Source organism: Microbulbifer regidiadema (SeqCode), from assembly GCF_052466995.1.
Window position 1 is genome coordinate 1,933,800 of record NZ_CP174297.1, and the last position, 14,491, is coordinate 1,948,290.

The window sequence follows — 14,491 nt, forward strand, 5'->3', positions numbered from 1 at the left end:
ACCGTTTCAGTCACTGTGTCCTCCCTGATTTTCCGCAGCGGCATAGTGAGCAGCCAGGTTTCTACCCAGTTGCATCATATGGACTTGGTCGGGACCATCGGCCAGGCGGATAGTCCGCGCATAGGCATAGTGGTGGGCGAGACTGTAATCCTGCCCCAATCCTGCGGCGCCGTGAATCTGTATGGCGCGATCTATCACCTTACAAGCCATCTGTGGCGCAACAATTTTTATCATCGCAATCAAATCTTTGGCTGCTTTATTCCCCAGCCGATCCATTTGTGCGGCGGCCTTCAGGGTCAACAGGCGAGCCTGTTCGATTTCACAGGCGGATTTGGCAATATCTTCCCGCACAGATCCCTGCTTGCTCATCGGCCGGCCAAAAACAATGCGCTGCTCGGCGCGCGCCGACATCATTTCCAGTGCCCTTTGCGCCTGGCCAATCAAGCGCATACAGTGGTGTATCCTGCCCGGGCCCAAGCGCCCCTGGGCAATTTCAAAACCGCGCCCCTCACCGAGAATTAAATGGCTGGCGGGCACACGAACATTTTCGAAAATAACTTCTGCGTGCCCCTCCGGTGCATCGTCATAACCAAACACCGTCATCGGGCGAATAATTTTGACTCCAGGCGTATCGGTGGGTACCAGGATTTGCGATTGCTGCTGGTGGCGATTGGGATTTTCCGGGTCGGTTTTACCCATCACGATCATCACTTTGCAGCGTTTATTCATCAGGCCACTGATATAAAACTTGTGTCCGTTAATAACGTAGCTGTCGCCATCGCGAACAATGGAGGTTTCGATATTGGTGGCATCAGAAGAGGCAACGCGGGGCTCGGTCATGGCAAAGGCAGAGCGAATTTTTCCATCCAGAAGCGGTTTTAACCACTGTTCGCACTGGGCCTCAGAACCGTATTGAGTTAAAACCTCCATATTGCCGGTATCCGGGGCATTGCAGTTAAATACCTCCGATGCAAAAAGCACCTTGCCCATCTCCTCGGCCAGGGGCGCATATTCCAAATTGCTGAGTCCGGCGCCATAGCGGGAATCCGGCAAAAACAAATTCCAGAGTTCCGCTTCCCGGGCTTTGATCTTTAACTCCGCCAGTACCGCCGGCTCACCCCAGCGATCCTCCTGCAACTGCTGCATAAATAGCGCTTCAGCGGGATAGATATGGGCCTGCATAAAGTTTTGCAGGCGCTCCAGTAGCCCTTTTACTTTGTCCGAGTATTCAAATTCCATCGCTAGCTGCCTTATCAACTGTAAGTGATATATTCGCGGCGCCCATCCCGATCCAGGTGTGGCACATGATTGAAGCTGTGCAGGCTGATATTTTCTGCACTGAAAAATAAACGGCTAACAGCGGTGTTTTGGATTTGCATATTGAGATTGGCCACGGTGGAAACCGGGCCGCCCAATATTTGCGTCAACATCATGGCAATGGCACCGCCGGAGCTGACAACCAGAGTCCGGCTACCCTTGGGGCTATCGCAAATACTTTTAAGCGCATCTGCGATTCTGGCTTCAAAGTGCAACCAGGATTCCACCGGACTGATCTCGCCTGCGGCCCAAGCCAACATCCCCTGCTTGAGGAAGCGATAAAAATCGGCGCGACTGGCGTGCGCCCCCGGCGCCCGCTGTGGATATCGCTCGCGATAGCACTGGGTCACCGCCAGAAAATCAAATTCGTTGAGTTGGGGGAGCACAGTGTGGGAATTTTCACTAGAGTTTCCGAGGCCCTGGCAAATACCATCCAGGGTTTGCCGGTGCCGGGTTAAGTTGCCGCATATCAGCCGGTCGAAATAAATCCCCTTATCTCGCCAGTACTCCCCCAGCCAGCGCGACTGCTGCCAGCCGGTATCAGAGAGGTTGTCATAGTCCTCAGCCCCAAACGAAGCCTGTCCGTGACGCACCAGGATAAATTCAGCCACCGAGCTTCCTCCCTTTTTAAGGCCCTAACCCTATCCCCCCGATTTGAATCATCAAAGTTTATTATGCGAATATCGAATCATTCATAAGAGTGATGATGGTGACAGGAATGCAATTACAGCGAATCGATATGAACCTGTTTCCCGTGCTGGAGGCGATCTACACAACCCGAAACCTGACCCGCGCTGCCGAACAACTACATATCACCCAGCCCGCCGTCAGCAATGCCCTGGCGCGGCTGCGCCGCACTTTGGATGACCCGCTATTCACTAGAAGCCCCACCGGCATGGCGCCGACACCACTGACCGAAAGTATTATGCCGAGAGTTCAGGAAGCCCTGTCTCTATTGGGGGCCAGCCTCAGTGAACAGCGCCACTTTGTCCCCCGGGAGGCCCGCAAAACCCTGCGCCTCTCTATGAACGATATGGCGGAGACCCTCCTTTTACCCCGACTTTTAGAAGTACTGGAGCGGGAGGCCCCGGGTATTGCGGTCGAGTCCTTCCAAATCCCAAGGGAACAGCTGGTCAAAGAGCTCGCCGCCAACACCCTGGATTTCGCTCTGGATGTTCCCATCCCGACCTCCGCCCATATCCGGCAACAGCGGCTGATGAACGATCGCTACCTGTGTATGCTGCGCCAAGATCACCCCCTGGCAGATTCCGCCAGCCTGACCCTGGAGCAGTACCTGAAGCTTGAGCATATTCACGTATCCAGCCGCCGCAGCGGTCCGGGCCTGGAGGATATCGCCCTGAACAAGCTGGGGCGTCGCCGCAACATCAAGCTACGGGTCCAGCACTATAGAGTCGCGCCCCTGGTGGTTTTGAGAACCGATCTCGCCTTGACAGCCCCCGCCAGTTTGGCGCGGCAGTACTCGGCGCGATTGTTTGAACTTCCGTTCCAGATCCCCCAGCTGGACTGGCATCTGCTCTGGTACAAAAATCAACACGATGATCCGGCCAATCAGTGGCTGAGGAGCAAGTTGGTCAACTTGATCGAGGCGTAAATAAAGAAGGATTGGGAGATCGACAAAAACACTTTATTTATAGATGAGAATGGGACGCATCCAGGTTAAATAGAGCCCGTAATTGATCACTGATTTCGACCGGTTAAGTCACTGTTTCACCGTGGGCCCTCTTGTTATCCTGCGGGACAACGATATGCACCTTTTTGCATATACATAAATGAACCCGAAAGGTTACAAGAAGAGAAATTTGCCATGTCCCAAGCCTACCCTAATATGCTTGCCCCCCTGGACCTGGGCTTCACCACCCTGAAAAACCGGGTGCTGATGGGCTCCATGCATACCAACCTGGAAGAACACCCCAATGGCTTCACCCGTTTGGCGGCCTTTTTTGCCGAACGCGCCCGTGGTGGCGTTGGCCTGATTGTAACCGGTGGTATTGCCCCCAATGAAGAGAGTGGTGTATTCCAGGGCTCCTCGAAGATGACCACTCCGGAAGAAGCCCAGCAGCACCGACAAGTCACCGATGCTGTACACGCTGAGGGCGGCAAGATCTGTATGCAGATCCTGCACACCGGCCGCTACGCCTACAACGAAAAGCTGATTGCACCCTCTCCCATCCAGGCGCCGATCAACCCCTTCACCCCGCGCGAATTGACCAGCGAGGAAATCGAAGGTCAGATCGACGACTATGTGCGCTGCGCCACCCTGGCCCGCGAAGCCGGCTACGACGGCGTGGAGATTATGGGCTCCGAGGGGTACTTTATTAACCAGTTCATCGTGAAACGCACCAACAAGCGTACCGATGAATGGGGTGGCTCCTTCGAAAACCGTATCCGCCTGCCGATCGAAGTCGTCCGCCGTGTGCGGGAAGCCGTCGGTGAGGACTTTATTATTATCTACCGCCTGTCCATGCTGGATCTGGTGGAAGACGGCAGTGATTTCGATGAAGTTGTGGCCCTCGGCCAGGCAATCGAAAAAGCCGGTGCCACGATTATCAATACCGGTATCGGCTGGCACGAAGCGCGCGTTCCCACAATTGCCACCAATGTGCCCCGCGCGGCATTTACCGAGATCACCGCCAAGGTGAAAAAGCACCTGTCGATCCCGGTCATTGCCAGTAACCGTATCAATATGCCGGAAGTGGCCGAAGAAGTGCTGTCTTCCGGCCAGGCGGACATGATCTCTATGGCGCGCCCCTTCCTGGCAGACTCTGACTTCGTCAACAAAGCCGCCGAAGGCCGCGCCGACGAAATCAATACCTGCATCGGTTGTAACCAAGCGTGTCTGGACCACACTTTCCAGCTGAAACTGACCTCCTGCCTGGTAAACCCCCGCGCTTGTCACGAAACCGAACTGAACTACCTGCCTACCGACAAGGTGAAAAAGGTCGCCGTAATCGGTGCCGGCCCTGCGGGCATGGCCGCCTCTACGGTTGCTGCAGAGCGCGGGCATGAAGTAACCCTATTTGAAGGCAGCGATAAGATTGGCGGCCAGTTCAATATCGCCAAACAGATTCCCGGCAAGGCGGAGTTCCAGGAAACCCTGCGCTACTTTAAGCGCCGCCTGGAAGTCACCGGCGTTACCGTAAAACTCAATACCATCGCCACAGCGGAAACCCTGCAATCATTCGATGAAGTGATTATTGCTACCGGTATCGAACCGCGCACGCCGCCGATTCCCGGCATTGAGAGCGATAAAGTCCTGGGTTATCTGGATGTGCTCAAGCACAAGAAGCCAGTTGGCGAGAAAGTGGCAATTATCGGTGCCGGCGGTATCGGCTTCGATGTGGCTGAGTATCTGACTCACGATGGCCCCCACTCTACGGAAGACAAAGTGGTCGCCAGCGATAAAGAGGAGTTCTTCAACGAGTGGGGTGTCGATATTGCCCTGGAAAATCGCTCCGGCTTGAAGCCTCGCGAAGCAGTCAGCACCCCGCGCCAGGTCTACCTGTTACAGCGCAAAACCACCAAGGTCGGTGCCGGCCTGGGCAAAACCACCGGCTGGATTCATCGCGGTAGCCTGCAACACCGCAAGGTAGAGATGATTGCCGGTGCCCTTTACGACAAAATTGACGATAAAGGCCTGCATATCCGCGTTGGCGAAGAAGAAAGAGTACTGGAAGTCGACAATATTATTGTCTGCGCCGGTCAGGAGCCCGCTCGCAAGCTATACGAAGCTCTGCAAGAGCGCGGCGTAACCACCCACCTGATCGGTGGTGCTGACGAAGCCGCAGAGCTCGATGCCAAGCGCGCTATCGACCAGGGCTCACGCCTCGCCGCTGAAATCTAAACTCCCGGCGATCTCTAGATAAAATACCCCCGTCAACTCCCGTTGGCGGGGGTATTTTTTTTACCACTGATTTCTATATCTCCCGCTAGGGTACATTGGCGACCCTGTCCACAACCACGATTCCCTCGGGCTCGGGCCACTCGGGGCGAGACAGATATTCTGTAAGACGATAGAGCGCAAACACAATGCCACACAGCACCATCAACAAACCGTATAGCGCCGGGCCACTCCACCACTGAATAATCACTCCGCCAATTAATGGCGCCATCGACCAACCAATGGCATAAAAGGAAGCCGCTCCAAAGTAAGTGCCGCGCAAATGAGACGGTGCCAGGCGGTCAATTTGAATACTCATGGTGGGAAACAAAATTGCCTCAGCCAGACTCAGAATAAAAGTGGCTCCGAGCCAACCCCAAAACCAATCTACCGGGTTTAACCCATACCAAAGCTGGGACACCGACAAAATACCCAAGCCAATCACAATACGGGTATTAATCGCCAGGGACCCCATTAACTTCATAATAGGGAACTGTAATAACACTATCGTTGCCGCATTGACAAAGATCATACTGGATATCAGTTCCACCAATCGCGGCGCCTCGGCCCGGGTGAGGTATTGCACCAGGCTTGAATCCATATGCGCATAGATAAACAGCGTCAGAATATTCGCAATAATCACCACCAGGAATACCTGATCGCGGCGCAATACCGAAAGTGTATTCCCCAGTGACGCGCCTGCATCTTTTTGTTTATTGGCTAACCGGCCACTCTCGGTTTTGGCAAAGCCCCAAACAAAAGCCAGGGCCAAGAGCGCGTAGCTGAGAGAGGTCAAGCCAAAAGTGGACTGCTGCGCATTCAGCCCGGCCCAGACACCGATAATCGGCCCCAGTGCAGCCCCTACATTAATCAGAAAGTAGCGAAATTGCAGTGCCAGTTCACGGCTGGCCTGGTCGTCAATCAAATCGCCGATCAGGGCACTGGCCGGCGGCTCCCACACGGCGCGGCCGATGGCGCACAGAGTCATCGCACCGATAAACCCTGCCAGGGTCTGTGTTACAGCCAAAAGGGCAAAGGCAGTAACGCTCACTAAACAGCCCAGCAACATCATATTGCGACGCCCATAGCGGTCCGATAGCGCACCGGTAAAAAACCCCAATACGGCAGCGCCAACCGCAGATGCACTCAAGATCAAACCGATTTCAGCGGCATCCAACTGGAACTTTTCAAATAGCAGAATGGCCAGGAATGGCCAGACCATAAAGTAGGTTCCCCGGCTAAAAAAACTGCCAATTAAAATAATCCAAACTAACGGGGGAAAGCTCTTCAAGCTTCTCCACCACTTCCCGCTCATAGTTAACACTCCTATAGATTCACTGCCAATAAAATCGCTAGAGACACCTGCCCCTTACGTTTTAAATTGGCTTTTTCTCAAGAAAAAAGTGACGCAAAGGCCACTCGCTGAGTGCCCGCAGGATATTGCACCGATACAAACCCGGGAGTTTCTTACAGCCAAGGCGCTCCACTTTCCAGAGAGGACGTGTCAGCCGCCCCAGCAAAGGACAGGGCAGATAAATAGCAATTTAAGCTAAGCAAGCTGGAGTTGAGACAAACAACCTGTATTCACCGACAAAAACCCGGGGCAAAAACCCCGGGTTTCCTCGCTGGCAGGGAAAGCTCCTGCCCTATCGCTAAAGAGCCTCACGCAATTATCTAGAGACTCTAAACCTTGGCATTAACCCAAACGGCTAATAGTGGGGCAACAAAGAATAATTTAAGTGTATTGCACAGCAATCATTCTGAACGCGGTTCCCCAATACTATCTGAGAAGGTTTTATTTGAAAACCCAAACAGACAGATAAAATAAAAATATTTACCGCCTACCTATCCCCAGCGCAAGTGGGAAAAAGCAGAATCTTTCCCCGCGTCTATACTCCTTCAGGGAAGGTATCCAAGTCCTTCAGCAGGAAAAACACTGCTACTCTGTTTTAAATTTGAGAGATAAGTTGCGACATGTCCCTATCCAACATGCTCGTTCAGGTGCGCCCTCAAGTAGAGCAAGCACTGGAAAAGTTGCCGCCCCCCTACACCCTATTTTTCTCTATCACTGACGCCAAACAGCGCGCTATTGTCAAACATATAACCGCTCCGGATTTTCAGCAAACCTGGAAAGCTTTAGTGAAAGCGATACAGAGGGCGGAGAAATCCAGCAAGATAAACACTTGCTGGTTGCGGGTGGATTGGGTAACGCAAAAAAGTACCATGACGTTTGCGGGCCTTGAGGAAACACTTAAAGACACTAAAAGGTCTTATTTCCGCTACGGTCTCGCTCTGGATAGTGACTGTGAAATAGCATTTCTGGAGCAAGAGCTCAATGCTAACGCCATGCTCTATGGTGGAAGCCAGATCGACCATGCCGTTATCAACAAGAAAAACTTTATCCGCTACGCCAAGCAGCGCTTCGGTACCAATACAAAATTGGACTTTTCCGAGGATAAACCCGTTATCCTGTTATCGACAGAGGGGCTTTTTTGTGAACCTAAACGCAACCCCATTCGCCTGTATGGCCCGGGCCCCAATACTGGGCGGCGGGTGGTCGACAAGCTGGACAGCGTCAATGTCAGTAAGTTAATTAAAACCAGCAGCCGCTATTTAGGTTCTCAGGTCAAAAAAAGTGGCTCCTTCTACTATGGCTGGCACGCCTGTTTCGACCGGCAAATTAATACTTATAACAACCTGCGCCACGCCAGCAGCACCTACGCCATGATTGAAGCCTGGGAGGTGAGCGGGGACAAGTCGCTTGCGGGGGCCATACTCCGGTCGCTGAAGTATCTGATAACACAGCTTATCAAAACAGTGCGGCTTCCCTCCGGCGCGGTCGCAGCCTTTTTGGTAGAGGCCAATAATGAGATAAAGCTTGGGGGTAACGCCGTATCCCTGCTCGCTCTGGTCAAATACTCCGAGGTCGCCAAGAGCGATAAATATGCCGAGATCATGGAGCAGCTGGCGCTTGGCATCGAGTATATGCAGGACTCAACTAGCGGGCAGTTTTCCCATGTTCTCAACTACCCCGAGCTTACCGTCAAAGATAAGTACCGGGTTATCTATTATGACGGTGAGGCGGCCTTTGGCCTGATACGACTTTACAGCCACAGCAAAGATGACCGCTGGCTAACCTTGGTAGAGAGGGCTTTTAAATACTTTATCCGCGCCAATCACTGGCGCGCGCACGACCACTGGCTGAGCTACTGTGTCAATGAGCTAACGCGCTATCGCCCTAAAGGGGAATATTTCCAATTTGGCATTCGAAACTTTGCTAAATACCTGGATTTTGCCGAAAACAGAATCACCACATTCCCCACCCTACTCGAACTGATGATGGCTGCTGAGAAGATGGTCTCCCGCCTACGGGGCAAGCCTGAGTTTCAGTATTTACTCGATCAAGTGGATTTGGAGCACTTCTACTGCGCCTTACACAAACGCGCAATGTATCTATTAAATGGATACTTTTGGCCAGAATTCGCCATGTATTTCCGCAACCCCAGGCGAATTGTCGGAAGCTTCTTTATCCGGCACCAGGCTTTTAGAGTGCGCATTGATGACGTCGAACACTATCTATCCGGATTTATCGCCTACAGAAAATACCTCCTCAGCCAGAAAAATACCTTATCGGCAACAGCAGAAACAGGCCCTGAACTGGAAAACGAATCCTCTAACAAGCCGTATAAGTCTCTACCGGTATTGGCTTGGGGGGGCGATGTTAACCTATCCTGTAGGCAGCATTACCGCACCGCTCAATTGGGCGCAGACAAGGTACTCGATTCTATCACGGCGTTAAAAAATGCCGACCTCAGTGTCGTTAACCTGGAGTGCGTGGTCGCCACTGAGGGCGAACAGGGAATCAGTAAGGGAGAGGCGGCCCCCTATTACTACCGGGCTCGCCCTGAAATGCTGTCGATTCTGATGGAAGCGGGTATAGATATTGTTGCCACAGCAAATAACCATAGCGGCGACTACGGCCCTACAGCCCTTATGGAGCAACATCGCTGGCTCAACTCAACAGGTATCGGCCACAGCGGATCGGGAGTTAATATCGAAGCGGCCCTAACGCCAATTATTAGATCCGCAGGCCATCTAAATGTTGCCCTGTTCTCTATAGATGCAACCCAACCGCGCTTTGCTGCAGGCCCCAATACACCGGGCTGTGCCCACCTGCCCCTCACAATACCCAATCTCTGGTTTGATAATTTGAAACCCCGTATCGCCGCCGCCAGGGAGAAGGCACAGCTCGTGTTTGTCGCTGTACACTGGGGTAACAACAACGAGCCGGCACCGGGAGAGGATGAAATAGCCACCGGCCATGCCATTATCGATGCTGGTGCCGACGCTGTATTAGGCACCAGCGCGCACAATTTGCAAGGCGTTGAGGTCTATCGAGACAGGCCAATTATCCACGATGCCGGAGATTTACTGTCTGATACTATTCGCCAAGACTTTGCCGACAGCGGTATTTTTCGCCTCCATCTAAGCGAAAAAGGTGTCGAGCAAATCACATTTGTTCCCGTCGGAGTAGGCTTTGGCTTTAGTAAACAATTGAGTGGGGATAGCGCTAAAGAACTCACCCAGCGCTTTAGCGAAGCTTGTTCGGCCCAGGGCACAAAACTCAGCCTAAACCCGGATGCTAGTGGCACTATTGTACTCTCGCCTCCCGGCAGGCAGCAGCGCGAGCTTCCCCCCGTACTCAAAACCCAATACAAACGGGACCCAATCAAGGAGTTGCGGCCGTTAAACCCTGGCTGGACAGTCAATCAGGTTCCTGTAGACGCCCGTATTCCACCGGTTCAATGCGGGCCACTTAAATTGGTAGGGGTCAGATATTACCCCCGCGAGATCAAGTCCAGGCAGATGTTGTGGGTAGAATCCTTCTGGAGCGCCGATAAAAAAGTAACGGAAGATTTCCGACTCGATTTTCGAGCGATTCCCACTCGGCAAACTTCAATGCCCTATTGGGGCAAGTCGATGGATCACGACCCCTGTGACTGGCAGGTACCTACGACCCAGTGGCAACCCGGTGTCATTTACCGGGATCTCTATGGGCTGAGGGCACCGGCTAAAAGTGAACTGCAGCCGGTTCACCTTCATTTGGCGGTCGGGCTAATTTCAAATACCACACAAATCAAGCCAACGCCCGTCGGCGGAATGATTGCTCACTTGAACCTCGCCAAGAAAAAACCTGCAGTCCGTCCTAAGGTACCGGTCTACACAACAGACTTTCCTCCTGTTGCACATCAGAACCACCCAGGACAAACTTGGAATGCCAAGCAAATCGAAGCCATTTCTGGTGGAAAATGGCTGGTAGCCCCCCCGAAAGGCTGGTTCGTGCGCAGTGTTATCTCGGGAAGCAGTTTTATTGAAGAGTCACTTGATCCGATTCTCTTTGTTGCCTGCACCAGCCTCGATCGGGCCTATCATGAACAAAGCACCAAAAAACCGACTAAGCTGTGGGATTTACACCCCAAAATTCCACAGTTTGCCGATCAAATTGCCGGTGTGGTTGTGGCAAAACCCGTGGCTGGACTCCCCAAAGACCTTCCGGTCCTCCTGGTAGCCGACCCTATCAAACTGATCGTCGAGCTGGGACTAGCCGCTAGGCAGCGCTTTAGCGGTGATGTCATTGCTGTCACCGGTAGCGCAGGAAAATCAACCACCGTTAAAATGATCGCGCAGATGCTGGGATCGAAGGAAAAAGTCTTATCCAGTTTGGGAAATTACAACTCTCGGGTCGGCGCCCCCTCAATGATGGCCAGCCTGAATCGGGACCATGAAGCCGCAGTAATAGAAGTAGCGCAAAGCGCCCTGTGGATGAAGCGCGGCCCAATTACCCAACAAATAAAACCAACCGTAGCGCTAATCACCGAAGTGGGGATGTCTCAAACCAGCCACCACGTAAAGTGCCTGGAAGATACCGCCAGGTGGAAATCCCGAATTTACGATGGCCTCAGCGGTCCGGCAATTGCCATTGCCGGCGAACATTTAAAATGTTTTGAGCATGTCCTGGAAAAAGCGCAGCAACATGCAAAAAGAGTCATTGTCTTTGGAGAAAGCAGCAATGCTGAAGTGCGTATTTTACGGGTACGGACAGACGAATCAGGCAGTTGGGTTCAACTGAAATTCCCCAAACGAGAACTGGAATTGCGCGTTCCCGCTCCAAGTACCGGTATGTTACACAATGCAATCGCTTCCATCTGTGCGGTATATGCCCTCGGCCGAGACCTGGATGAAGCGGCATTGCGCCTGCAGGAATTCCAACTGGATGAAGGTCACTTACAGCGCACCAATATAAAAATACAGGGTAAATCCGTCAACCTTATTGATGACAGCTGGAATGCTACGGTCAGCTCAATGCTCAACGCCTTCTCGGTGTTTGCGCAAACAGAGGCTGAGGATAAAGGGCGAAAAATTGCTGTACTGGGCAGAATTGTACACCTGGGCGAGAAGAGCAAAGAGCTCCATGAAAGTCTCGCCGAGCCCCTTATGCAAAGTCGGGTCAACTGGGTAGTCACCCACGGAGAAGAAATGAAATATCTCCGCAAGATACTACCGAAGAAAATACTGGGGCCGCACTTTTCCAAGGCTCAACCCCTGGTAAGTTATTTAGAGGAATTCTGCCAAGACTCAGACCTGATTCTTTTAAAAGGCTCAAGGAGTAACTCAGATTTTGGCTCAATTCCCGCACTATTAGACAAACTCCAAAAGACTGATCAGACTATTGAAACTGATTAAAACCCAAAGTCCAACCATAGTCCCTATCGCCCCACTGGATAGGGACTATATACTTATCAAAACATTAAAACAGAAGGGGCATTTAGAAGGATGAGCATTTTTCCATCATACAAATTGCGTAATAAAAAACACTAGCTCCTCTCTCGCACGGCCTCGCCAACCCTATTTCTGGGCCGCTGAATAATTTTGCGATATCCCCAACTTAAAACTTCACCTCGAACCTGTTCGCGACTAGATTCACCAATACAGCAATCTGCAAATATTCTATAAGAAAAATCAGTAACACAATAATCCTCTTACCAGCACTACCTTTGTATGAATACGACTTAAAGTCTTTTAAGAGAGCGTTAAAAAACGGCAGAAGAAGGACGGCTTTTACATTAACTTCAGAGAGATTGGAAAGTTACAAATGACTATAGGCCCGAAGATCAAAAACGCCTTAAAATCGGACTCCACTCCCGTTGTTGATACACCTGCCGGGCCTATTATTGGAACCATCGACGAAGACACCGGCGTCTACAAATTTCTGGGGATACCATACGCCCAACCTCCCAGCGGAAATTTGCGCTGGCTTCCCCCGCAAAAACTAGAACGCTGGAAATCCCCTTTGCAGGCACACAACTTTGGCTCTCCCGCTGCACAAAATCCATCAACCCTGATAGAGGTGCGTGATCAAAGTGGAAATTTCCCTGAAAAAGAGGAGTGCCTCTATTTAAATATCTTCTCTCCTACAACCTCGCAGAATAATAGATTACCGGTGATGCTTTGGATTCATGGTGGGTCTTTCTACATGGGGTCGGGGTGTCAAGCTATCTATAATGGCCGATACTTAGCGGCCAGTGGTCGGGCTATTGTAGTCACTATTAACTATCGACTGGGCGCACTAGGCTTTTTACGCTTAAAAGATATCAGTGATATCCCTGCCACCGGCAATGAAGGCCTTTTAGATCAAATAGCCGCTCTACAATGGATTCAAGAAAATATTTCTGCCTTTGGTGGGGACCCTCAAAATATCACCCTCTTTGGTGAATCCGCCGGCGCCATGAGTATTGTCTCACTGCTTGAGATGCCACAATATAGAGGGCTTATACGACGCGCAATCGTTCAAAGTGGACACCCCAGAGCCTCACACTCCCCAAAAAGTGCCAATCATTTTGCGCAAAAATTTGTTTATCAGTTTGAGCAAATCTCCCATGGCGCCTCATTAAAGGACTGCTCAGCCAAGCTGTTACTTAAAACCCAAAAGGAAATACTCTCTAACACTACAATGGCCGCCAAATGGGGGCAACTGCCATTTAAACCTGTGGCAGATACAGAGCTCTTCCCCTCAAATAAAAATCCGAATCCTTCGCAAAACCACCCTTTACTACTGGGCAACAACCTGGAAGAGTGGAACCTATTTAGTGTTATAAATCCTGAAATTTTCACCATCAGCTATCGGGAAATCTGCACTCAACTGGAGTGGCTTATTCCCGAATCCGAACTGACTCCTCTGCTCAAGCACTACCATCAATTAGCAAAGACGATGGCAGCCAATCCCTGGCCAGAATGGAGTCGAGCCTGGAACCTGCTGCTCACCGATATGGTATTTACCTTGCCGGGACTGCGCTATCTACAACGGCACCAGGGACAGGCTTTCCACTATCACTTTGCTCAACCTCTTGCCGCACAGCCACTACTGGGAGCCTGCCACGGCATTGAGCTTGGCTATGTATTTGGGACCCATAGCGACCAGTCGCTACAAACCTTGTATGGCAAAGAAGAAAACCCCCACTTATTAAGTGCCACCATGCAGCAGGCCTGGCTGAGTTTTTCTGAAACAGGACAACCCGGAAGGAATTGGCCAGAATTTTCGGGCAAACATAGCAAACGATTTGGCAACCATTCCTCAGCCAGGGCATTTGACTCAGCGGAACTTCTCAGTTTGTGGCAACATATACCCGATGATAGGTTGAATGGTTATCTTTAGGGCCGAATAAATGGCAAGAATTCTTTTAATCAGGCATGGAGAAGCCGCCAAAGGGACATATATCTCTGACCCAACACTCACAGATAGGGGCTATAGACAAGCCAAAGAGCTAGCTCTCAAGCTCTCCACCCTCGATAGAGGGCAATTAATCAGTAGCCCCAAGTTACGGGCCCAGCAAACAGCCGAGCCTCTAGCCGAAGCCTGGAAACAGGAAGTCATTATTGAAAGTACAGTAACAGAGATACCGACACCCAAAGGCATAGCTCAAACACAGCGCCTATCCTGGATACGCACACTCCTTGACGGCAACTGGGACAGCTCTGACAAAACACAAAAGAACTGGCGCGACGGCATTATTAAATACCTGGAAAGTCGCTCTGAAGACACCATTATATTTTGTCACTTTATGGTCATCAATTCAGTGGTAGCTCACCTGCAAAAACAGCAAAAAGTGCGTCAATTTAACCCTGACTATACGTCAATCACAGAAATCCACAATCGGGGCGGGCAGCTACATTTGGTGGCACTGGGAGATGAAAAGAGCAGCGAAATTCTGTAAATAT

General features: G+C 51.4%; 8 protein-coding genes. 5 read left to right on the forward strand and 3 right to left on the reverse strand.

Features of this window, described 5'->3' with window-relative positions:
- Positions 1 to 6 precede the first annotated feature (6 nt).
- Both ACJJIK_RS08440 and ACJJIK_RS08445 read right to left on the reverse strand, forming a co-directional pair.
- Entirely contained in the window at positions 7 to 1,239 is a 1,233-nt protein-coding gene (locus tag ACJJIK_RS08440) for an acyl-CoA dehydrogenase family protein (RefSeq protein ID WP_444944743.1), read from the reverse strand.
- Positions 1,240 to 1,253: 14 nt separating this feature from the next.
- Positions 1,254 to 1,928, reverse strand: a complete 675-nt coding sequence (locus ACJJIK_RS08445; RefSeq protein WP_444944744.1) for a histidine phosphatase family protein — start codon at positions 1,926 to 1,928, stop codon at positions 1,254 to 1,256.
- 107 nt (positions 1,929 to 2,035) lie between these two features.
- Between ACJJIK_RS08445 and ACJJIK_RS08450 the strand changes: the two genes are divergently transcribed.
- Positions 2,036 to 2,929, forward strand: coding sequence for a LysR family transcriptional regulator (locus ACJJIK_RS08450; protein ID WP_444944745.1), 894 nt, complete (start codon positions 2,036 to 2,038; stop codon positions 2,927 to 2,929).
- A gap of 213 nt (positions 2,930 to 3,142) precedes the next feature.
- Positions 3,143 to 5,179, forward strand: coding sequence for an oxidoreductase (locus tag ACJJIK_RS08455; protein WP_444944746.1), 2,037 nt, complete (start codon positions 3,143 to 3,145; stop codon positions 5,177 to 5,179).
- 85 nt (positions 5,180 to 5,264) lie between these two features.
- Here ACJJIK_RS08455 and ACJJIK_RS08460 read toward each other — a convergent pair whose 3' ends face one another.
- Positions 5,265 to 6,530, reverse strand: coding sequence for an MDR family MFS transporter (locus ACJJIK_RS08460; protein WP_444944747.1), 1,266 nt, complete (start codon positions 6,528 to 6,530; stop codon positions 5,265 to 5,267).
- 659 nt (positions 6,531 to 7,189) lie between these two features.
- On the opposite strand from ACJJIK_RS08460, the gene ACJJIK_RS08465 reads away from it, so the two are divergent.
- The 3 genes from ACJJIK_RS08465 (at position 7,190) to ACJJIK_RS08475 (ending at position 14,487) form a co-directional block, all read left to right on the forward strand.
- Positions 7,190 to 11,959 carry a CapA family protein gene (locus tag ACJJIK_RS08465; RefSeq protein ID WP_444930228.1) on the forward strand — a complete coding sequence of 1,590 codons (4,770 nt, stop codon included), beginning with the start codon at positions 7,190 to 7,192 and terminating at the stop codon, positions 11,957 to 11,959.
- A 409-nt stretch (positions 11,960 to 12,368) separates the two neighbouring features.
- Complete coding sequence (locus tag ACJJIK_RS08470; RefSeq protein WP_444930227.1) at positions 12,369 to 13,928, forward strand: carboxylesterase/lipase family protein; 1,560 nt, start codon at positions 12,369 to 12,371, stop codon at positions 13,926 to 13,928.
- Between the two features lie 10 nt (positions 13,929 to 13,938).
- The gene (locus ACJJIK_RS08475; RefSeq protein ID WP_444930226.1) at positions 13,939 to 14,487 is read left to right on the forward strand and encodes a histidine phosphatase family protein; all 549 of its coding nucleotides are present in this window, start codon (positions 13,939 to 13,941) and stop codon (positions 14,485 to 14,487) included.
- The last annotated feature ends 4 nt before the right edge of the window (positions 14,488 to 14,491 follow it).